The following is a 21,090-nucleotide window of genomic DNA, read 5'->3' as shown; positions in this document are numbered from 1 at the left end:
TGGATCTCGGCCCACCGGGCATCAGCGGGCTGGTGGACCGGATGACGGCGGCGAGCCTGATCAGGCGGCGCGCCGATCCGGACGACGGCCGGGCGTGGCGGCTTTGGCTGACACCGGCCGGCCGGGCCGCGCTGGCCCAGTCGAAGGCAGGGCTTGCCGAGGTCAATGCGCGCCTCACCGCAGGATTCAGCGAAGCCGAGATCGATGTCGTCGCGCGCTGGCTCACCAGCCTGCAGAGCAAATTTCCCAAAGGAGAAGACGAATGAGCGAGCATATCAAGATCGAGAAGAGTGACGGGATTCTCAGCCTGACGATGGCGCGGCCCGACAAGAAGAACGCGCTGACGAATGCGATGTATGGCGCGCTGGCCGACGCCATGGAGGCGGCCGAGACCGATCCCACCGTTCGCGTTCTGCTGATCCGGGGCGAGGGCGATATGTTCACCGCCGGCAACGACGTCGGCGAGTTCGCCGCCATTGCGACAGGTGCTTTTCAGGGTGAGCGGCATGTTGGCCGTTTCCTGCAGGCGCTTGCAAAATCGAGCCGCCCGCTGGTCGCCGTCGTGCAGGGACGTGCCGTCGGCATCGGCACCACGATGCTGCTGCATTGCGATCTGGTCGTGCTGGCCGAGAATGCGCTGCTGTCGACGCCGTTCGTCAACCTCGCGCTGGTGCCGGAAGCCGCTTCCAGCCTATTGATGCCGCTCCGCATCGGTTACGCACGCGCCTATGAGATGTTCGCGCTCGGCGATGCCGTGGATGCCAAATCGGCGCTCGCGTGGGGGCTCGCCAATCGCGTGGTGCCGCTCGATAAGCTCGATGCCGAGGCGAAGGCGCTCGCCTCGCGGCTGGCGAAACAACCGGCGGGCGCCGTCAGCACGACGAAGCGGCTGATGCGCAATCCGGAACTGCTCCTCGCCCAGATCAAGACGGAAAGCGAGCGCTTCGCTGAACGCCTGACTACCGCGGAGGCGCGCGAGGCTTTCGTTGCGTTCGCCGAACGCCGGCCGCCGGATTTCTTGAAGCTCGCCAAACAGCCGGCGTAATCGCTTTCTCCCCGCTCGCGACCGGGAGGCAATTGACCGCCCGTGGCGGCCCCGCTACCTCTTTCGGGTTGCCTGCGGGGGAAACAAATGAACAAAAAGAATGAAGCTTCCGAATTCGATTACGTCATCGTCGGCGCCGGCTCTGCCGGATGCGTGCTCGCCAATCGCCTGAGCGCCGACGGCAAACATTCCGTCTTGCTATTGGAGGCAGGACCGAAGGATACCAATCTCTGGATCCACGTGCCGCTCGGCTACGGAAAACTGTTCAAGGAAAAATCCGTCAACTGGATGTATCAGACTGAGCCGGAACCGGGATTGAACGGCCGGCAGGTGTTCCAGCCGCGCGGCAAGGTGCTCGGCGGCTCCAGCTCGATCAACGGCCTGCTCTATGTACGCGGGCAGCACGAGGACTACGATCGCTGGCGCCAGCGCGGCAATGCCGGCTGGGGTTATGATGACGTGCTGCCCTATTTCAAGAAGGCCGAGAACCAGCAGCGCGGCGCCGACAAATATCACGCTACCGGCGGTCCGCTGCCGGTGTCTGACTGGCGCCACCATGATCCATTGTCGGAAGCCTTTGTGGTCGCTGCCGCCGAGACCGGCATTCCGACCAATCCCGATTTCAACGGCGCGACCCAGGAGGGCGCGGGATTTTTCCAGACCACGACAAGTCGTGGCCGCCGCGCCAGCACGGCGTTCTCCTATCTGCGCCCGGCGAAAAACCGCAGCAACCTGCATATCGAGACTTCCGCGCTAGCGCAGCGCATTCTGTTCGAAGGCCGCCGTGCGAAGACAGTCGAATACAAGCAGGAAGGGCGCGTGCGCACGGCGCGGGCGCGTAAGGAGATCCTCGTCTCCAGCGGCGCATATAATTCGCCGCAACTGCTGCAGCTCTCCGGCGTGGGACCGGCGGAACTCCTGAAGCAGCACGGTATCGAGATCGTGCTCGACGCACCCGGCGTCGGCAACGATCTGCAGGACCACATGCAGGTACGCTTGATCACGCGCTGCGCGCAAAAGTGCACGCTCAACGATGTCGTCAACAACCCTGTGCGCCGGGTCATGGCGGGCATCCAGTACGCAGCGTTGCGCAAGGGGCCGCTGACGATCGCCGCCGGCACCTCGGGCGCCTTCTTCAAGACCAGCCCGCGGCTGGCGTCGCCCGATATCCAGATTCACTTCCTGCCGTTCTCGACCGACAAGATGGGCGAGAAGCTGCACGCGCTTTCCGGCTTCACGGCGTCGGTCTGCCAGTTACGTCCCGAAAGCCGCGGCTCGCTGCGCATCAAGAGCGCCGATCCTTCCCAACCGCCGGAAATCCGCATCAACTATCTGGCGACCGAAACCGATCGTCGTGCCTTCATTGACGGCATCCGTATCCTGCGCAAGATTCTCGCAGCCCCCGCGCTTAAGGCTTACGCGGTCGCGGAGGTCGATCCCGGGCCGAAAGTGCAGAGCGACGACGAATTGCTGGACTTCTGCCGCCGCACCGGCAGCACGGTCTATCACCCGACCTCGACCTGCCGCATGGGCAGCGATGCGCTCGCCGTCGTCGACCAGCGGCTCCGCGTTCGCGGCATCGAAGGCCTGCGCGTCGTCGACGCGTCCATCATGCCGGACTTGATGTCCGGCAATACCAACGCGCCGACCATCATGATCGCCGAAAAAGCATCCGATATGATTTTGGAGGACGCGCGGTAGGCGACGGCGCCGGCGGCAAACACCACTGTCATCATCCGCGAAGGCGGATGATCCAGTACTCCGCGGCATCTCGTTCAAAATTTCGGCCGGCGATTACTGGATGCCCGCCTTCGCGGGCATGACGACGGTGTCAGACGCTATCCCTTATACGCCCGCACCCGTTTGATCATCTGCTCGACGTGGGCGATCGGAGTTTCCGGCTGGATGCCGTGGCCGAGGTTGAAGATCAGCCGTCCTTGCCCGTAGTTCGCCAGCACATCGTCGACGGCGCGGTCGAGCGCGGCGCCGCCCGCGATCAGCGCCAGCGGATCGAGGTTACCCTGCACCGCGACTTGGTTCTGCACGCGCTCGCGGATCAATGACGGCTCGGCCGCCCAGTCGATGCTGACGGCGTTGACCCTGGTTGCTTCCACATAGGCCGGCAGCAGCGCGCCCGCGCCGCGCGGAAAGCCGATGATCTTCGCATCAGGCACTTTCGCGCGCACGCCAGCGACGATGCGTTTCGCAGGCTCGATCGACCAGCGCTCGAATTCGCGCGGCGGCAGCACGCCGGCCCAGGTATCGAAGATCTGCAACGCGTCCGCGCCAGCCTTGAGTTGGCCGAGCAGATACTGAATCGAATTCTCCACCAGCACATCGATGATTTTGGCAAAGGCTTCGGGATGGCGATAGGCCATCATCCGCGCCGGCGCCTGGTCCGGTGTGCCCCGTCCCGCAACCATGTAGGTCGCGACCGTCCATGGCGCGCCGCAGAAGCCGATCAGTGCGATATCGGGTGCGAGTTCGCGGCGCACGCGGCGCAGCGCTTCGTAGACCGGTTCGAGCTTGGCGAAATCGGCCGCGCGCGCCAGCGTCGTCACCTGCTCCGGCGTGTCCAGCGGGTCAAGCCGCGGACCTTCTCCGGCCTCGAAGCGCACGGAACGGCCGAGCGCGTAGGGGATGACGAGAATGTCGGAGAAGATGATCGCGGCGTCGAAGTTGAAGCGGCGGATCGGCTGCAGCGTCACTTCGGCGGCATATTCCGGCGTGAAGCAGAGGTCGAGAAAACTCCCCGCCTTGGCGCGCAGCTCGCGATATTCAGGGAGATAGCGGCCGGCCTGGCGCATCATCCATGCCGGCGGCACCGTCTGCCTGCGGCCGGACAGCACTTCGACAAAAGGTTTCACGGCGGATTTCTGGGGCAATCGAAAAGTTCCTGCGCGAGCTGCTGATCTCCGGGCCTCTGATACACGCAGGTTCCGGCTTGGCCAAGGCGAGATATGGAACTGGCCGAAATCCGCGGCGTTACCTCAAGACACGGAGGCACCCTATGCCTAAGAAGTTCAATCCCGCGGCGCATGATAAGCACGCTGAAGATCCCCGTGAGGCGCTGAAGGCCGATCGGGAAATCCACGAAAAGCTCGAGGCCGGGCTGGTTGACACGTTCCCGGCGTCCGACCCCGTGAGTGCCGCACAGCCGGCGCCGTCGAAAGCTGACGGCGATCACGCAAACGAAACACTATGGGGCAAGGTCCGCGCCGCCTTCCGCTGACGCAAACCTCAATAATGCGGCGGCGGCTCGTTCGCTGGGCCCGGCACGTTGCTTTCGGCCTCCCGCACGCGCTCCTTCAATTCGGCGACCTGACGCGTCAATCTGTCGATCTCGGTCCATTGCGCCGTGATCGTCTGGTTCAGCGTCTCGATGGTCACGTCCTGATAGGCCAGCCGCATTTCCAGCGTGTCGATGCGCTCGCTCAGCGCGTTGACGTCAGTCATCGGAGCCGCCGTTCAACTTGTGCTCCCGCAGGCCGTGTCCCAGCGCCAGGCGCTCGTCGAATACGAAACATTCGCCGCGCCAGCGGCTTTCTCTCTCCGGGATGCCTTCCAGATACCGCAGGATGCCGCCCTTGAGGTGATAGACCTCGTCAAATCCACGGGCCAACAGGTAGGCGCTGGCCTTCTCGCACCGGATACCGCCGGTGCAGAACATCGCGATCTTCTTGTGCTTCGCCGGGTCTAGTCTCTGCGTGGCGAAATCCTTGAACTGCCCAAAACTCTTGAGACCGGGATCGATCGCCCCTTCGAACGTGCCCATCGCCACCTCGAAGGCGTTGCGGGTATCGACCACCAGCGTGTCGGGTGCTGATATCAGCGCGTTCCAGTCTGACGGCTCGACATAGGTGCCGACCTGCCGCGTCGGATCGACGGCGGCATCTCCGAGCGTGACGATTTCCTTCTTCAGGCGGACCTTCAGCCGTTGGAACGGCATCTCGGAAGCGCGCGAAAACTTGAGTTCGAGTTTATCGAGCCGGCCATTGAAGAGCGCGCCGCGCTGCAACTCAGCGACGAACGTATCGATGCCCTCGGGACTGCCTGCAACGGTGCCGTTGATGCCTTCATGGGCCAGCAGCACGCTGCCTTTCAGCCCGAGATCGGCGCATACCGCCCGCAAGGGTTCGCGCAGCTCCCGGAAATCCGGCAGCGCAGCGAATTGGTAGAGGGCGGCGACCTTGAACGGCATGGCGATCGTTTATCAGGCGGGCAGGGCAGGGGAAACCCCGCAAGGCCCTGCGTATTCCGCGCACTGCCCCAGACGCATCCTTGGTATGCCAGCCATTGCCCAGCCGGGGATGAATATGCCAAAGAAACCGTCTGTAGACCCTGCCCGACATCACCCGCGGGTTGCCCAGAAACCCTGCAAGAAACGCTGAAAAGAAAGCACTCGCGATGAGGAATTTCCATTTCGCCGGCCGCTCCACGGTCCATGCCCAGAACGCCATGGTGGCGACCTCGCACCCGGCGGCTGCATTGACCGCGATCGACGTGATGCGGGCGGGCGGCACGGCGGCGGACGCCGCGGTGGCGGCCTGCGCGCTGCTCAGCGTCATCGAGCCGCAATCGACCGGCATCGGCGGCGATTGCTTTGCGCTGATCCAGCCACGGGGCGAGGGCAAGATCGTCGCCTATAACGGCTCCGGCCGCGCGCCGATGGCGGCCAAGGCCGAGTGGTACCTGGAGCGCAAGATCCATTCGGTGCCGCTGACCTCGGCGCATGCGGTGAGCATTCCCGGCGCGATCGACGCCTGGGGCACGATACTGCGCGACCACGGCAAGATGGGGCTCGACACCCTGCTGCAGCCCGCGATCAAGGCTGCGGAAGAAGGCTACGTCGTCGCGCCGCGCATCGCCTTTGACTGGAAGAACCAGTTCGAGAAGCTGAAGAACGGCACCAACACCGAGCGCTATCTTTTGCCGCACGGCAAGCCGGCAGTGGCCGGCGACGTGATCCACCAGCCGGAATTGGGCAAGACGCTACGCGCCATCGCCAAGGACGGCCGCGACGCGTTCTATACCGGCGAGATCGCTGCCGACATGGTGGAAACCCTGCGCGGCATCGGCGGCCTGCACACGCTGGAAGATTTCGCTGCGCACTCGACCGAAACGACGTCGCCGATCGGCACCATGTACAAGGGCCACGACGTCTGGCAGTGTCCGCCGAACGGCCCCGGCATCACCATGCTGGTAATGCTGAACATCCTCTCCCGCTTCGACCTGACGAAATTCGCGCCGCTCAGCATCGAGCGCTTCCATCTCGAGGCGGAAGCCGCCCGCATCGCCTATATGATGCGTGAGCAGTACATCGGCGATCCGCAGCAGGTCCATGTCGATGTCGCCGGGATCCTTGCCAAGGAATTCGCCGAGGAGCACATCAAGAACATCAGGATGGATCGGCTGCTTGATTTGCCGAACGTTGCGCCGCCGATGAATCCGTCCACCGTCTACATCACCGTGGTCGACAAGGACCGTAACGTCTGTTCGTTCATCAATTCGATCGCGCATTCGTTCGGCTCGGCGATTGTGTCCAACAAGACCGGCATCCTGCTGCAGAACCGCGCCGGCGGCTTCCGGATTCAGCCCGGCCACCCGAACTGCATCGCGCCGGGCAAGCGGCCGCTGCACACGATCATTCCGAGCCTTGCGACCAGGAACGGCCGCGCGGTGATGCCGTTCGGCGTGATGGGCGGCCAGTATCAGCCGGTGGGACAGAGCCACGTGCTGACCAACATCCTCGACTATGGCTGCGACGTGCAGGAAGCCATCGATATGCCGCGCGGCCTGCATTACGAGGGCGTCTATCAGCTCGAGGACAGCGTACCGGCCGAGATCGTCGAGGGCCTGAAGAAGATCGGGCACAAGACCACCAGTGTGGTCGGCCCGCTCGGCGGCGGCCAGGCGATCTGGATCGATTGGGAAAAGGGCACGCTGACCGGCGGTTCCGATCCCCGCAAGGACGGTTGCGCGCTCGGCTACTGAGCGTCTAGAAGCTCCGTCTCTCCAAGAAGAGGTTCAACTGATGCGCTTCTCCCGACGCACGATCATCCGGACAGCATTTGCCGCCGTGGCGGCCGCTGTTTCCACGCCCGTTGCCATCAGGATGGCTTCGGCCCAGACCACAGGAAAGCCCATGACCACAGCTTCAGGCTTGCAGATCATCGACAGCAAGGTCGGCACCGGCGCATCGCCCAAGGCCGGCCAGACTTGCGTCATGCATTATACCGGCTGGCTTTACGAGAACGGCCAGAAGGGCAAGAAGTTCGATTCCTCCGTGGACCGCAACGAGCCGTTCGAATTCAAGATCGGTCAGCGTCAGGTGATCGCCGGCTGGGACGAGGGCGTTGCATCGATGAACGTCGGCGGCAAGCGCACGCTGATCATTCCGCCCGCGCTCGGTTACGGCGCGCGCGGCGCCGGCGGCGTCATTCCGCCCAACGCGACGCTGATGTTTGACGTCGAATTGCTGGCGGTGAAGTAACGCGCGCAAGCGGGGGAGGCGCATGGTGAAGGTCTCGATCCTCGACGATTATTCGACACGCTGCGCACCCTCGACTGTTTCGGCAAGCTGGCCGGCCACGACGTCACCATCTGGAACGATCACGTCCAGGACGTCGACGTGCTGGCGGAACGCCTGCGGGATACCGAGGCGCTGGTGCTGATCCGCGAGCGCACGCAGATTCGAAAGCCGCTCCTGGAGCGGCTGCCGAAACTGAAGCTGATCAGCCAGCGCAGCGTCTATCCGCATATCGACATCGATACCTGCACCCGGCTCGGCATCGTCGTGTCGTCGAGCCAGCACGCCGATACGCCGTCCTATGCGACCGCCGAATTCACCTGGGGCCTGATCCTGGCGGCGATGCGCGCCATTCCGCAGCAGATGGCGGCGCTCAAAGCCGGCAAATGGCAGATCGGCGTCGGCCACACGCTCCGCGGCAAGACGCTCGGGATTTATGGCTATGGGCGGATCGGCTCCGTCGTTGCCGGCTACGGCAGGGCGTTCGGCATGAACGTGCTGGTATGGGCGCGCGAACCGGCCATGGCGAAGGCCCGTGCCGACGGCTACGCGACCGCCGCAAGCAAGGCCGATTTCTTCGAGCGATGCGACGTGCTGTCGCTGCACATGCGCCTGGTCGATGCCACGCGAGGCATCGTCAAGGCGGAAGATCTCGCGCGCATGAAGCCCTCGGCGCTCCTGGTCAACACCAGCCGTGCGCCGCTGATCGAGCCGAACGCGCTGGTCAATGCGCTGCGCGCCGGGAGACCCGGCATGGCGGCGATCGATGTCTATGAAAAGGAACCGCTCCGCGACGTCAACGATCCCCTACTGACCATGGACAACGTGGTCTGCACGCCGCATCTCGGCTACGTCTCGCGTGACGAGTACGAACTTCAGTTCACGGACATCTTCGACCAGATCGTGGCCTATGCCGCAGGCACGCCGACCAACGTCGTCAATCCGGATGTGATGTCCAGACGGCGCTGATGCGCAGCAGGCGCCCGGGATTAGATCGGCGAGCCCGGCCATGACGAAAACCGGGGCGCCTATGCGCCGCCGGCTCCCTTAATCTTCTGGTTTGCAGCCCCGGTTTTCGATACCGTTCGGAGGAACGATCTTCCCGGAAGGCGCACAATGACCGGAACGCACGACCACAGCCATTCCCACGATCACGACCATTCGCACGGCGATGATGCCGAGCGCTGGAAGCACGACGGCGTTCGCGTCATTCCCGGCAACCAGCTCGATCCCAACGTGCCGTCGACCGCCGGCATGGACCGCAAGGCCGCGATCAATTTCGCCCGGGTCGGTGCGCAGAAATTATGGGCGGGCACCGTGACGATCCGGCCTGACGCCAAGACCGGCGCGCACCATCACGGCCATCTCGAGAGCATCATCTATGTCGTCAAGGGCAAGGCAAGGATGCGCTGGGGCGAACATCTGCAGTTCACTGCAGAAGCCGGCCCCGGCGATTTCATCTTCGTGCCGCCCTACGTGCCGCATCAGGAGATCAACGCCAGCCGCGACGAGGTGCTGGAATGCGTGCTGGTGCGCAGCGACGGTGAGGCAGTCGCGATCAATCTCGACATCGAGCCGGTGGAAAAGCCGGAAACTGTGCTGTGGGTCGATCCGGTGCACCGCGATCCCGCCGAGAAGAAGTAAGGAACAACGAACACCGCCGTCGTGCGGATGTCGCGGGGAATGCCATGAAGCTTGTTCGCTACGAGAGCGCAGGCCACGTCGCCACGATTACGATGGATCGCACGTCGGCGCACAATGCGCTCAACAATGCCTTGTGCGATGAACTGCGCGCAGCCTGGCTCCGCTTTCACGAAAGCGACGACCGCGTTGCGGTGCTTGCGTCGTCCGAAGAGAAATATTTTTCAGTCGGTGCCGACGTCAGGGATCTTCCCGTCAACATGTGGCACGCCGTGCCGGGATTGGGCGTCGAACTCGACAAGCCGGTGATTGCCGCGACGTCAGGATGGGTGGTCGGCGGCGCCTTCGTGCTGGTGCAGATGGCGGACATGTGCGTGGCGTCGGAGACGACGCGCTTCATCTATCCCGAGGGCAAGATCGGCACCACCGCCGGCGGCGTTTCCTCGGTGATGGCGCGAATGCCGCACAAGATCGCCATGGAGTTTTTGCTGGTCGGTGAGGAAATGTCGGCGGAGCGCGCCTACCAGATCGGCTTCGTGAACAAGGTCGCGCCGAAGGGGCAGCATGTCGCACTCGCCCAGGAGATGGCGGCGAAAATTGCCGCCAATGCGCCCCTTGTGGTCCGGGCGCTGAAGAAGCTCGCCCGCGACGCCATGCCGAAGGGCCCCCTGGAAACGGTCGCCGAAGTGCGCCGGCTGCTCGATGTGGTGCGGGACAGCGAAGACCTCAGGGAAGGCGTTAAGGCGTTCGCCGAAAAGCGCAAGCCTGACTTCAAGGGCCGGTAGCATCGCCGGGTTCCTCCGGATCCCTGCGATCGCGAGCCTTCTACGCGCCCATAAAATAATTTGAATCTGGATGTCGGATCAGCCGCCGTCCGCTCGTCCTTGGCACGAAGCAGCAAAAAAGGAGCCCGTTATGGCCAAAATGATCTTCGTCAATCTGCCTGTCAGCGATCTCGCCCGTTCGACCGCCTTCTATCAGGCCGTCGGCGGCGAAAAGAACCCGCAATTCTCCGATGACACGGCATCCTGCATGGTGTTTTCCGACACCATCTACGTGATGCTGCTGACCCACGACAAGTATCGCCAGTTCACCTCGAGGAAGATCGCCGATGCAAAGGCCACGAGCCAGGTCCTGCTCTGCCTTTCCGCCGACAGCCGCAACGCGGTGGACGACATGGTCACCAAGGCGCAAGGCGCGGGCGGCGGCGCCGATCCAGGCCCGAAGCAGGATTACGGCTTCATGTATGGCCGCAGCTTCGAAGATCCGGACGGCCACCATTGGGAAGTGATGTGGATGGATGTAGCGGCAGCAACCGCTGCACAGTCAGCGTAACCGACGCCTGATAAATCGAATCTGTCAGCAACCCGGAGTTCTCCCGATGTCCAAGATTTCTCCCTGCCTGTGGTTTAGCAGCGAAGCCGAGGAGGCCGCGAAGTTCTACGTCTCGCTGTTGCCGGATTCCCGGATCGAGAAGATCCAGCGCAATACCATCGATAGCCCCGGCGGCAAGGCCGGCACTGTGCTGGTGGTCGACTTCACGCTGGCCGGCCAGAGTTTCATGGCGCTGAATGGCGGCATGAAGATGGAATATACGCACGCGGTCTCGTTCAAGATCGACTGCGCCGACCAGGCCGAGGTCGACCGGCTCTGGGATGCGCTGCTGGCGAACGGCGGCAAGGCCGAACAATGCGGCTGGCTGAAGGATCGATACGGCGTGTCGTGGCAGATCGTGCCGACCGCGCTGATGAAGTACATCGGTGGTTCCGACACCGCCGGCGCGCAGCGGGCCATGCAGGCGATGCTCAGCATGGTCAAGCTTGATGTCGAAGGGCTGAAGCGCGCGTACGAGGGAAAAAGCGCGGCGTAAGGAACGCGGGAATTGAAGGGTGGGCAAAGCGGCAGCGTGCCCACCCTTCACGAGTCAGTCTGCCAATGGAGGCTTCGTCTGCCCTGCGCGACTGTCAGACCTCATCCTGAGGAGGCGCGTAAGCGCCGTCTCGAAGGATGAATGGCACCAGCGGGGCCTCATGGTTCGAGACGGCGCTCACGCGCCTCCTCACCATGAGGGTTCGACCGTCACCGGGCTCTACCTAATAACTGATCCGCAATCCCACGCCGCCGTGAATCGTATTGCCGACCGACTGCGGACCGGCGGTGCCGTTGACGAAGAGGTCGGCGATCCAGCCCTTGGTGATGCGCAAGCCGAGCCGGCCGCCATACTCGACCAGCCCTGATTGCCGATTGTCGACACGATGGTGCCGTCGCCGGTCACGGTGGCGACGATGCCGGATCGCGTCCCGAAGGATTGCACCCATCCGCCGTTGATATTGGCTTCGACGCTTGAGCCGCACCGGATCGCGCGCGCGTGCGATGTGGCAGAATTATCACTCGCGTGGCCTACTCGCCCATCGGTTGGTGATTGCGAAATCCAAATGCGTTCAGTGCGATGGACATAAAAATCTGGAGCCATCACACTCAATTCTTGCCGCAATGTCATCTCGTCCCTGATTCCGTGCCAGATTGTCCGTGAAGCCAGCAGCCCAATCAGTTTCTGTTCTGCCCGATTCGATGATGCGCACGGGCATCGTCGCGGCAGTCCTTTTCGTTCTTGCGCATTTCGCCATGCTGATTGGCGTCACCACGCCGGAGAAATTCTATTTCGACGAGGTACACTACGTTCCGGCGGCGCGGCAGATGCTCGAGCCGGTGATGCCAGAGCCGATGCTCAACCCGATGCATCCGCCGCTCGCCAAGCAGATCATCGCGCTGTCGATTCACTCGTTCGGCGACGGGCCGCTGGGCTGGCGCTATCCGGGCGTATTGTTCGGATCGCTCGCCATCGTCGCGGTGTATCTGTGCGGCCTGGCATTGTTCGCAGCGCAGAGTCCGGCCATCGCGGCGAGCCTGCTCGCCTTTTTCAACCAGATGCTGTTCGTGCAATCGCGGATCGCGATGCTGGATATTTTCGTGCTCGCCTTCGGTCTGTTCGCCATCGCAGCGTTCATGCATGGCTTTCGAAGGCAGCGGCCGCATCTGTGGTTCGCGCTCGCCGGTGTCGGCTTCGGCCTGTCGATCGGCTGCAAATGGAGCGGGATGTTCGTGCTCGCGGTTTGCATCGCAATCGTCGCCCTGATCCGACTGATGCAAAGCTGGCGCACCCAATTCGCCGATGCGCGAGCTGACGATTGGTACCGGCCCGATCTCTGGCCCGGCTTCGGATGGTGGCAATTCGCCGCCTGCTTCGTGCTGATTCCTGCGGTCGTCTATCTTGCGACGTTCATTCCACTCTACGGATTTTCGGTCCGGGAGATTCTGGAGGCGCAACGGCGGATCTTCAGCGATAACACCACGACCGCGATCGCGGGGCACACCTATATGAGCTCATGGCCGTCCTGGCCGTTCCTGGTGCGCCCGGTCTGGTACCTCTTCGACAAGATCGACGACGAGCGGATCGCCGCCGTGGTGTTTCTCGGCAACCCGCTGATCCTGTGGCCGGCGCTGATTGCGGTCGCGATCTGCCTGCGCGATTGGATCGTGACGCGGCGGGTCGATGCCTTCCTGGTTCTGGCGTTCTATTTCGGCTCATACCTCGCATGGGCGTTGCTGCCGCGAACGCTCGGCTTCATTTATTACTATCTGCCAGCGGCGACCACGGCGAGCTTTGCGCTGGTGTATGCCTTGAAACGCGGCAGCATGCCCGGTTGGCTGCTATGGGCCTATGTTGCGGTCGGTTTTGCCGGCTTCGCCGCAATGTTGCCGATATCGGCCGCGTCCATAGGCACTTCGATGGCGACGTTCAGCCGCCTGATGATCTTCCAGAACTGGATTTGAGGCGACCATAGCGCCGATTGTCCCTGCTGGCGGCAAAGATCAGGGAGATTGTCCACAAGGCGTAGATTGCGACGGGTTCAATCGCCTCTGCCGCGTATCGACGATAGAGAGAACCGCCTGCCGAAAGGACAGGCGGTTCGATTTTCAAGGCGCCTCACTTCGAGGCGGTCTTGGTGTCCATGTTGACGACCTGAACGCGGCGGTTGATCGGGTCCGTCGGCACATTCGGATCCTTCGGCTTGGTCTCGCCGTAACCGACGGTGACGAGGTTCGAGCCTGCGATGCCGTACTTCTCGGTCAGGTACCTCTTGATCGTATCGGCGCGGCGTTCGGAAAGTTCCTGGTTATACGGCTCGCTGCCGATCGCGTCGGTATGACCGGCGACCACGAAGGTCGAACCCTTCAGGCTCGAATCCGAGAGCGCCTTACCGAGCTCCTGCACAGCGGAAACCGAATTCTTGCTGATGTCCGCTGAATTGTAGTCGAACTGGATTTCGAGATCGATCTTCGGCTTGGTCGCGGCAAGTTCCGCAATTTCCTGGCGCTCGCCGAGCGATAGCGACCGGGTCTTGCGGTTGCGGAGCGAGTCGACGAAGCCGATCTCCTTGGCCTTTGCGGCAGCATCCACCGGCTGCTGCGGGCCGGACGAGAGGCCGCGGGTCGCGCCCGGCTTCGGCTTCAGGGCGTCCAGGATTTTGTCGGCCGAGACGGCCTCGCCGGCCACAGCCAGGCCCGCTGTGATCGACAGCGCGGCGCCGATAGTCATGATCGAAAGTGCATGAAAGCGGGTCATTGCCTTGATCCTTACTGTTAACGCCTGCCAAACTGGCGCGCATGACGTTTTGATGCTGCGACCATAAGACGGGTTCAAAGCGGGCAATGTGATTCAAATCACATTGGTAAAGGCCGGCTTTCCACGGAGACAGGCCTGAGCGGCCCCGACATCAAGTCTCCGGCAGTTCGACGGAGCCGCTCGCGCTGCGCGGCTATCTGAAGCGCGCCATCTCGATGCTCTGCGGCACAAGGTACTGCAGTGATAGGATGTTGCGGGCGGTGTGGCATCCAACACCTCGCTGGATAACGGACCGGTGCACCGCTTCCGCTGCTGACATCCTCACTCACAAAAAAAGCGAGTCCGTCGCGCAAGCGCCGATCTGTGGACAACAAAACGGCCAGATGCGTGTCTAGCAAAACTGCTCACAAAAAAATCCGATGAAGAAATCGTTCGGGGCAACCAAACGGGCGGGGCGGGTGTTACAGTCAGTCAAGCGGCAGCGTGATTATCTGGGTTATCGCACCAGCGCATCGGAGCCTGCCGGTTCCGGAAGTTCAATGCCAACACTGATCGGCGCGGCGATGATCGCCGCTGCAATTTTGCTGTCGACGCTGATCAACTCGCTCGGCAGCCGCTACGTCGGGTTCGAAAGCCCGACGGAGGAGAGCGCGTGGCTGGTCGACCGTCTTACCGGCCACGTCTACAAATGCCATGCGCCGCAGCCCGGCCGCGCCTCTTGCGAGGCCGAAATCGCAACCGGCAGTGTCGGAGAGCAGCACAAGCGGTGAGGTGATTTCGCGCCGCGAGGCGACGGTTAGGGAACCCGGGACTCCCCACACGCGCGAATCCCGCTACATTGCCGTGCGATGCCCCGCACGACTAAACCCCATCCCCTGACCAAGCTGGAAGCCCGGCGAATCTGGCTGCACGCTCAACGGCTCGACACCAGCGAACCGTTCGGCGCCGGACCGCAGGCGGTCGCGGCCGCGGTGGACCATCTCGGCTATGTCCAGATCGACACCATCCACGTCATCGAGCGCTGCCATCACCACATTCTCTATAGCCGCATCCCGGCTTACGCCCGCGCCGACCTGCGCCAGGCGCAGAGCGTCGACAAGAGTGTGTTCGAATACTGGACCCATGCGCTGTCCTATGTGCCGGCGAGGGATTTTCGCTTCTTCGTTCCGGCGATGAGAGAGCATCGGCGCGAGGGCCACAGATGGTTCGCGTCGGTCAAACCGGAGGACACCCGCAAGGTGATGCGACTGTTGCGGCGCGACGGCGCGCTGACCATCCGCGATATCGAGGACGACGTACTGACCGAGAAGGAACATCTCTGGCAGAGCCGCAAACCCTCCAAGCGGGCGCTGCAGCTTGCCTTCTACACCGGCGAGGTGACGATCTCCGAACGCACCGGCATGCTCAAGACCTATGAGCTGATGACGCGGCATTTCGGTTGGGACAAGCCGCCAAGGCCGGCTCACTCGGCGGAGATCACCGCCTACCTGCTCGACCGCGCGCTTCGCTCCCAAGGCGTCGTCAGCCTGGATTCCGTTTGCCATCTCGACGCGCCGAGTAAGCCCGCGGTGCGGCGCCTGATCGAGGCGCGGGTGCGGCGCAAGGAACTGGTGCCGGTCGCGCTCGAAGGCGCCGGCAAGCAGGAGCACTGGGCACGGCCGGAAGTGCTGGAGGCGAATGGGACGGCGGATGTAAGCGAGGGCCCGGTGCACATTCTTTCGCCGTTCGATCCCCTGATCATTCAGCGCAAGCGCACCGAACTGTTCTTCGATTACGGCCACCGCTTCGAGGCCTATGTGCCGAAGGAGAAGCGCCTGTTCGGCTATTTTGCGCTGCCGGTGCTGGTCGGCGAAGACATCGTCGCCGCGATCGACCTGAAGACCGACCGCCAGAACAAAAGACTCCTGATGCAGAAATGGAGCTGGGTCGGCAAGGGCACGGCGAGGACGGCGCGCAAGGAATACAAGCGCCGTATCGAGGAAGAGCTGCATCGTTTCCAGCGTTTTCAGTTGGCGGAGTAGGGGTTTCCGTCCGGGAACCCGGCGCCGCCGGGTTTGTTAGCCTCCATGCTGTGGACAACGACTGGGAGGCGGCCATGGGCAAGGACAAAACGATCCTGGAAAAATTCACCGACACGGTGAAGGACATTGCCAGCACTGCGACAGACGCCGCGACCCAGGCGCTGAAGACGGACGAGTCGGCCTTGAGGGCCGACGAACGCGCGGCGGCCTACATACCGCTCGCCGCAGACGGCCTCGTTTCCGATCCTCTGATGGCGCCGCCGGTTGCGGCCGCCTCTGAACGGCGGAAGCGTGCAGCAAAGAAGCAGCGTAGCGCGTCGGCAGCCAAGGCCAGGAGAGCTGGAGTCGCCAAGGCTCGAATTGCCAAGACTCGAACTGCCAAGGCTCGAACTAACAAGGCTCGAACTGCAAAGGCACCGACCGCAAAAAAGACGGCGAAGAGGTCGGCCGCAAGGAAATCGAGCGGTCAGAAGTCAATGTCTGCGAGCAAGGTGGCGAGAAGCACCAAGAAGACCAGCGGCCCAAAGAAGTCTCGCAAGAAAGCTCGGCGCGCCTGATCAGCGATGGCGGGCTTTGACCGCGGACCGGAGGTAGCCGCATGGCCGGATGAGCCGAGGCGGAGGTTCGCGTTGCGCCAAGGCTGTCCCCGGATCGCTGCGCTCGTCCGGAATGCCCACCCAGTGGTCGGCGGATGCGAACTCCTTCCAGAAAGCAATTACCCCTTAACCTCAGTTCCCTTCACGAATTCATGATCACTGACGAATATTGACATTCGTCATTCGCCATTCAATACTCTTCATCAGATCTGCGATGGAGAGTCCGATGTTCGCCCGCTCAATTTTCGCTAGCTATTACAAGCTCTTGACGGGAGCATCGCTGGCCTTTGCGGTGTTCGTCCTGGCCGGTTGCAATGAAAAGGCCGCCGAGGCGCCGGCTTCCGGACGCCCGGTTCTGGTCGCCACCGTGCATTATTCGGCTGAGACGCCCGAGCGCAGCTTTGTCGGCACCATTCGGCCTCGGATCGAGACTGACATGGGCTTTCGGGTCCCCGGCAAGGTCGCCCGGCGCCTGGTCGAGGTCGGCCAGACGGTGGATGTCGGCCAGCCGCTCGCCACCCTCGACGAGGTCGATCTGAAACTGCAGGCCGAGCAGGCAGAGGCCGAATTCCGCGCCGCCACCGGCGTGCTGGCGCAGGCGAGCGCTTCCGAGCAGCGCGCCAAGGATCTGCGCGCCAAGGGCTGGACCACCGATGCGCAGATGGATCAGAGCCGCGCCGCCGCCGATGAAGCACGCGCACGTCTTAATCGCGCCGAGCGGCAGGTCGAACTCACCAAGAATTCTCTGTCTTATGCGACGCTGCTGGCCGACAGCCGCGGCGTCGTCACCGCGACCCTGATCGATCCCGGGCAGGTCGTGGCCTCCGGGCAGACCGCGATCCGCGTCGCGCGCTTTGGCGAGAAGGAAGCCGTGGTCGCTATCCCTGAAACGCTGGTTGGCCGCGCCAAGTCCGGCTCAGCCACCGTGACGCTGTGGTCGGATGCGGAGAAGAAATATACCGCGAAGCTGCGCGAGATCGCGCCGTCGGCCGATCCCGCGACCCGGACCTACCTCGCAAAGTTCTCGCTGCCGGAAGCCGACGACAAGGTGTCGCTCGGGATGACCGCGACGCTGACGCTGGCGGATGCCGCGACCGAGCGCGTAGCGAAGCTGCCGCTGTCGGCGCTGTTTAGCCAGGGTGGCAATCCCTCGCTCTATATCGTCGACGAAACCGGCGCAGTGACGCTGAAGCCGGTCGTCGTGAAATCCTATGAGACCAATTCCGTCGTGATCTCCGGCGGCGTCAATGATGGCGCCAGGGTGGTCGCGCTCGGCGTGCAGAAGCTCGATCCGGCCCAGAAGGTCCGGGTGGTCTCGTCGCTGTCGTTTTAGTCCCGTCATTGCGAGCGAAGCGAAGCAATCCATGTCGCAACAAGGAAGTGTGGATTGCTTCGTCGCTTCGCTCCCTCGCGCAAACGCTTCGCGTTTGTCGCAGGAAATGACGCTGCAACCGATTTTGGAAGTTGGAGAGTGACATGAAGCGCTTCAATCTCTCGGGCTGGGCGGTGAGCCATCCGACCCTGATCCTGTTCCTGATGATTGTGCTCGGCGCCGCCGGCTTCTTCTCCTACGAGCGGCTCGGCCGCGCCGAGGATCCGTTCTTCACGGTGAAGGTGGTGAACGTTTCCGCGATCTGGCCGGGCGCGACCGCGCAGGAAATGCAGACCCAGGTCGCCGACCCCATCGAGAAGAAGCTGCAGGAATTGCCATTCTTCGAGAAGGTGCAGACCTATTCCAAGCCTTCGTTCACGGCCCTGCAGGTCACCTTCAAGGATTCGACCCCGCCGAAGGACGTGCCCTATCTGTTTTATCTCCTGCGCAAGAAGCTCGTCGACGTGCAGGGTCAGTTGCCCGCCGGCCTGCTCGGCCCGAACGTCAACGACGAATTCTCCGATGTCGATTCCATTCTGTACATGATGACCGGCGACGGCGCGGACTACGCGCAGTTGAAGAAGGCCGCCGAGGGCATGCGCCAGCGGCTGTTGAAGGTGCCTGGTGTCACCAAGGTCAATCTCTACGGTACCCAGGACGAGCGCATCTACGTTGAATTCTCCCACGCCAAGCTGGCGACGCTCGGCATCACGCCGCAGGCGTTGTTCGATTCGCTCGCCAAGCAGAATAACGTCACCCCGGCCGGTACCGTCGAAACCTCCTCGCAGCGCGTGCCGTTGCGCGTCACCGGCGCCCTCGATGGCGCCAAGGCGGTTGCGGAAACGCCGGTCGAAAGCAATGGCCGCGTGTTCCGGCTCGGCGATATCGCCACCGTCACGCATGGTTTCGTCGATCCGCCGACCTTCGTTGCTCGCCAGGAAGGCAAGCCCGCGCTCGGCATCGGCGTGGTCACCACCAAGGGCGCCAACATCCTCGAGCTCGGCAAGGAGGTCGAGAAGGCGACCGCCGATTTCATGAAGGCGGTGCCGCAGGGCATCGAGGTCGAGCAGATCGCCGACCAGCCAAAGGTGGTCGAGCGCGCCGTCGGCGAGTTCGTGCATTCCTTCATCGAGGCGCTGGCGATCGTGCTGTTCGTCTCCTTCGTGGCGCTCGGCTGGCGCACCGGCATCGTGGTGGCAATGTCCGTGCCGCTGGTGCTCGCCATCGTCTTCATCGTCATGAACGCGATGTCGATCGACCTGCACCGCATCACGCTCGGCGCGCTGATCATCGCGCTCGGCCTATTAGTCGACGACGCCATCATCGCGGTGGAGATGATGGTAGTGAAAATGGAACAGGGCTGGGACCGCGTCCGCGCGGCCTCCTTTGCCTGGGAATCAACTGCGTTTCCGATGCTCACGGGGACGCTGGTCACGGCCGCTGGCTTCCTCCCCATCGGCTTTGCCAATTCGGCGGTCGGCGAATATGCCGGCGGCATCTTCTGGATCGTGGCGATCGCGCTGGTCGCCTCCTGGTTTGTCGCGGTGATCTTCACGCCCTATATCGGCGTCAAGCTGCTGCCCAACATCGTCGTCCACCACAATCACGATCCGCACGCGATCTATGAGACGCGGGTCTATCGCATCCTGCGCAGCATGGTGCAGTGGTGCGTCGATCACCGGATCAAGGTAGTGGCGGCAACGGTCGGCGTGTTCGTGCTTTCGATCGTCGGCTTTGGCCAAGTGCAGCAGCAGTTCTTCCCGCTTTCCGAGCGACCCGAGTTGTTCCTGCAGTTGCGCCTGCCGGAAGGTACCGCCTTCAACGTCACCGAGAAATCCGTCAAGAAGGCGGAAGCGCTGCTCAAGGACGACAAGGATATCGCGACCTACACTGCCTATGTCGGCCAGGGCTCGCCGCGCTTCTGGCTCGGCCTCAATCCGCAACTGCCGAACGAGGCCTTTGCCGAGATCGTGATCGTGTCGAAGGACGTCGAGGCGCGTGAGCGGATCAAGGCACGGCTGGAGAAGGCGGTTGCCGAGGGCGATCTGAGCGAAGCGCGCGTGCGCATCGATCGCTTCAATTTCGGCCCTCCGGTCGGTTTCCCGGTCCAGTTCCGCGTGATCGGCCCCGACGCCAACACCGTGCGTGACATCGCCTACAAGGTCCGCGACGTCATGAAGCAGAATCCCAACGTTCTGGAGCCACAGCTCGACTGGAACGAGCAGTCACCCTATCTGAAGCTGGTGGTCGACCAGGATCGGGCCCGCGCGCTCGGCCTGACTCCGCAGGACGTCTCGCAGGCGCTCGCCATGCTGATCTCGGGCGCACAGGTCACGACGATCCGCGACGGCATCGAGAAGGTCGGCGTGGTCGCGCGTGCGGTTCCGTCCGAACGGCTCGATCTCAAGAGCGTCGGCGACCTCACCGTGACGTCGCGCAACGGCGTCGCAGTGCCGCTGCAGCAGATCGCCAAGATCGAATATTCGCACGAGGAGCCGATCATGTGGCGGCGTAACCGCGATATGGCGATCACGGTGCGGACCGATGTCGTCGACGGCGTGCAGGCGCCCGACGTCACCAACCAGATCTGGCCGAAGCTGAAGGAAATCCGCGACCACCTCGAACCGGCCTACCGGATCGAGCCGGGCGGCGCATTCGAGGAATCCGCCAAGGGCAACGCCTCCATCTTCGTGCTGTTTCCGCTGATGGTGATGGTGATGCTGACGCTGCTGATGATCCAGTTGCAGAGCTTCTCGCGCCTGTTCCTGGTCTTCCTCACCGCGCCGCTCGGCATCGTCGGCGCCTCGCTCGGCCTCAATATCGCCAACCAGCCGTTCGGCTTCGTGGCGCTGCTCGGCCTGATCGCGCTGGCCGGTATGATCATGCGTAACGCCGTGATCCTGGTCGATCAGATTGAGGCTGACGTCTCTCAGGGCCTGACGCGCAAGGAGGCCATCGTCGAGGCCACCGTCCGGCGTGCCCGGCCGGTGGTGCTGACGGCGCTGGCGGCGATTCTGGCGATGATCCCGCTGTCGCGCTCCGCCTTCTGGGGGCCGATGGCGATCACCATCATGGGCGGCTTGTTCGTTGCAACCTTCCTGACCCTGCTATACCTGCCGGGCCTCTACGCCCTGTGGTTCAGGAAGAGCCTGGAAGAGAGCGGCCAGGCCGAGCAGCCTGATCTTGCGCCGCAGCATCAGGCCAAGGAGCATCCCCGCGGGCCGCACGCAATTCCGCTTGCCGACGCGGCAGAATAATT

20 protein-coding genes and 2 pseudogenes are annotated in these 21,090 nt (G+C 63.1%); 17 read left to right on the top strand and 5 right to left on the bottom strand.

Annotation, left to right across the window (positions count from 1 at the left end):
• From CP49_RS45715 to CP49_RS01260, 3 genes are all read left to right on the top strand, one after another.
• On the top strand, window positions 1-266 hold a 266-nt coding region (locus CP49_RS45715), incomplete at its 5' end, for a MarR family winged helix-turn-helix transcriptional regulator (RefSeq protein WP_197422992.1).
• Window positions 263-1,045: an enoyl-CoA hydratase gene (locus tag CP49_RS01265; RefSeq protein WP_057848483.1), complete on the top strand. Its 783-nt coding sequence runs from the start codon at window positions 263-265 to the stop codon at window positions 1,043-1,045. The genes CP49_RS45715 and CP49_RS01265, both read left to right, overlap by 4 nt.
• 87 nt (window positions 1,046-1,132) lie before the next feature.
• The gene (locus CP49_RS01260; protein WP_057848482.1) at window positions 1,133-2,746 is read left to right on the top strand and encodes a GMC family oxidoreductase; all 1,614 of its coding nucleotides are present in this window, start codon (window positions 1,133-1,135) and stop codon (window positions 2,744-2,746) included.
• A gap of 137 nt (window positions 2,747-2,883) precedes the next feature.
• Here the strand turns inward: CP49_RS01260 and hemE are convergent, their stop codons facing one another.
• Window positions 2,884-3,930, bottom strand: coding sequence for a uroporphyrinogen decarboxylase (gene hemE, locus CP49_RS01255; protein ID WP_057848481.1), 1,047 nt, complete (start codon window positions 3,928-3,930; stop codon window positions 2,884-2,886).
• Window positions 3,931-4,055: 125 nt separating this feature from the next.
• Between hemE and CP49_RS01250 the strand changes: the two genes are divergently transcribed.
• On the top strand, window positions 4,056-4,277 hold the full coding sequence (locus CP49_RS01250; protein WP_057848480.1) for a hypothetical protein: 222 nt from the start codon (window positions 4,056-4,058) through the stop codon (window positions 4,275-4,277).
• 8 nt (window positions 4,278-4,285) lie between these two features.
• On the opposite strand, the gene CP49_RS01245 is transcribed toward CP49_RS01250, so the two are convergent.
• Window positions 4,286-4,501: a SlyX family protein gene (locus tag CP49_RS01245; RefSeq protein ID WP_057848479.1), complete on the bottom strand. Its 216-nt coding sequence runs from the start codon at window positions 4,499-4,501 to the stop codon at window positions 4,286-4,288.
• A complete protein-coding gene (gene trhO, locus CP49_RS01240; protein WP_057848478.1) occupies window positions 4,494-5,246 on the bottom strand; it encodes an oxygen-dependent tRNA uridine(34) hydroxylase TrhO in 753 nt (250 codons plus the stop codon). Before trhO ends, CP49_RS01245 begins: the two co-directional genes overlap by 8 nt.
• Before the next feature lie 206 nt (window positions 5,247-5,452).
• Here trhO and ggt point away from each other — a divergent pair, with 206 nt between their 5' ends.
• The 7 genes and pseudogenes from ggt to CP49_RS01205 all read left to right on the top strand — a co-directional run bounded on the left by ggt (window position 5,453) and on the right by CP49_RS01205 (window position 11,085).
• Window positions 5,453-7,039 (top strand): gamma-glutamyltransferase, encoded by a 1,587-nt coding sequence (gene ggt / locus CP49_RS01235; RefSeq protein ID WP_057848477.1) that lies wholly within the window; start codon window positions 5,453-5,455, stop codon window positions 7,037-7,039.
• A gap of 40 nt (window positions 7,040-7,079) precedes the next feature.
• Window positions 7,080-7,538, top strand: a complete 459-nt coding sequence (locus tag CP49_RS01230) for an FKBP-type peptidyl-prolyl cis-trans isomerase (protein WP_420807582.1) — start codon at window positions 7,080-7,082, stop codon at window positions 7,536-7,538.
• Between the two features lie 25 nt (window positions 7,539-7,563).
• Window positions 7,564-8,543, top strand: a pseudogene (locus tag CP49_RS01225) (D-2-hydroxyacid dehydrogenase family protein).
• Between the two features lie 147 nt (window positions 8,544-8,690).
• Window positions 8,691-9,218 (top strand): cupin domain-containing protein, encoded by a 528-nt coding sequence (locus CP49_RS01220; protein WP_057848475.1) that lies wholly within the window; start codon window positions 8,691-8,693, stop codon window positions 9,216-9,218.
• Window positions 9,219-9,262: 44 nt separating this feature from the next.
• Complete coding sequence (locus CP49_RS01215) at window positions 9,263-10,000, top strand: enoyl-CoA hydratase/isomerase family protein (RefSeq protein ID WP_057848474.1); 738 nt, start codon at window positions 9,263-9,265, stop codon at window positions 9,998-10,000.
• A 130-nt stretch (window positions 10,001-10,130) separates the two neighbouring features.
• Window positions 10,131-10,550 (top strand): VOC family protein, encoded by a 420-nt coding sequence (locus CP49_RS01210; protein ID WP_057848473.1) that lies wholly within the window; start codon window positions 10,131-10,133, stop codon window positions 10,548-10,550.
• Between the two features lie 46 nt (window positions 10,551-10,596).
• Window positions 10,597-11,085, top strand: coding sequence for a VOC family protein (locus CP49_RS01205; RefSeq protein WP_057848472.1), 489 nt, complete (start codon window positions 10,597-10,599; stop codon window positions 11,083-11,085).
• 223 nt (window positions 11,086-11,308) lie between these two features.
• Here CP49_RS01205 and CP49_RS01200 read toward each other — a convergent pair.
• A pseudogene (locus CP49_RS01200) lies at window positions 11,309-11,565 on the bottom strand (hypothetical protein); the annotation flags it as partial.
• 224 nt (window positions 11,566-11,789) lie between these two features.
• Here CP49_RS01200 and CP49_RS01195 point away from each other — a divergent pair.
• Window positions 11,790-13,049 (top strand): phospholipid carrier-dependent glycosyltransferase, encoded by a 1,260-nt coding sequence (locus tag CP49_RS01195; RefSeq protein ID WP_420807581.1) that lies wholly within the window; start codon window positions 11,790-11,792, stop codon window positions 13,047-13,049.
• 154 nt (window positions 13,050-13,203) lie between these two features.
• Here the strand turns inward: CP49_RS01195 and CP49_RS01190 are convergent, their stop codons facing one another.
• A complete protein-coding gene (locus CP49_RS01190; protein WP_057848469.1) occupies window positions 13,204-13,842 on the bottom strand; it encodes an OmpA family protein in 639 nt (212 codons plus the stop codon).
• Window positions 13,843-14,381: 539 nt separating this feature from the next.
• On the opposite strand from CP49_RS01190, the gene CP49_RS01185 reads away from it, so the two are divergent.
• The 5 genes from CP49_RS01185 to CP49_RS01165 all read left to right on the top strand — a co-directional run bounded on the left by CP49_RS01185 (window position 14,382) and on the right by CP49_RS01165 (window position 21,088).
• Window positions 14,382-14,612, top strand: a complete 231-nt coding sequence (locus CP49_RS01185; RefSeq protein ID WP_057848486.1) for a hypothetical protein — start codon at window positions 14,382-14,384, stop codon at window positions 14,610-14,612.
• A 78-nt stretch (window positions 14,613-14,690) separates the two neighbouring features.
• Entirely contained in the window at window positions 14,691-15,863 is a 1,173-nt protein-coding gene (locus tag CP49_RS01180; protein WP_057848468.1) for a winged helix-turn-helix domain-containing protein, read from the top strand.
• Complete coding sequence (locus CP49_RS01175; protein ID WP_156437943.1) at window positions 15,758-16,420, top strand: hypothetical protein; 663 nt, start codon at window positions 15,758-15,760, stop codon at window positions 16,418-16,420. Before CP49_RS01180 ends, CP49_RS01175 begins: the two co-directional genes overlap by 106 nt.
• Window positions 16,421-16,685: 265 nt before the next feature.
• The gene (locus tag CP49_RS01170) at window positions 16,686-17,792 is read left to right on the top strand and encodes an efflux RND transporter periplasmic adaptor subunit (RefSeq protein WP_057848485.1); all 1,107 of its coding nucleotides are present in this window, start codon (window positions 16,686-16,688) and stop codon (window positions 17,790-17,792) included.
• Window positions 17,793-17,935: 143 nt separating this feature from the next.
• Complete coding sequence (locus CP49_RS01165; protein WP_057848466.1) at window positions 17,936-21,088, top strand: efflux RND transporter permease subunit; 3,153 nt, start codon at window positions 17,936-17,938, stop codon at window positions 21,086-21,088.
• The last annotated feature ends 2 nt before the right edge of the window (window positions 21,089-21,090 follow it).

This window comes from Bradyrhizobium valentinum, assembly GCF_001440405.1.
Taxonomy (GTDB): Bacteria; Pseudomonadota; Alphaproteobacteria; order Rhizobiales; family Xanthobacteraceae; genus Bradyrhizobium; species Bradyrhizobium valentinum.
This window is presented reverse-complemented; position numbering and strand designations above follow the sequence as displayed.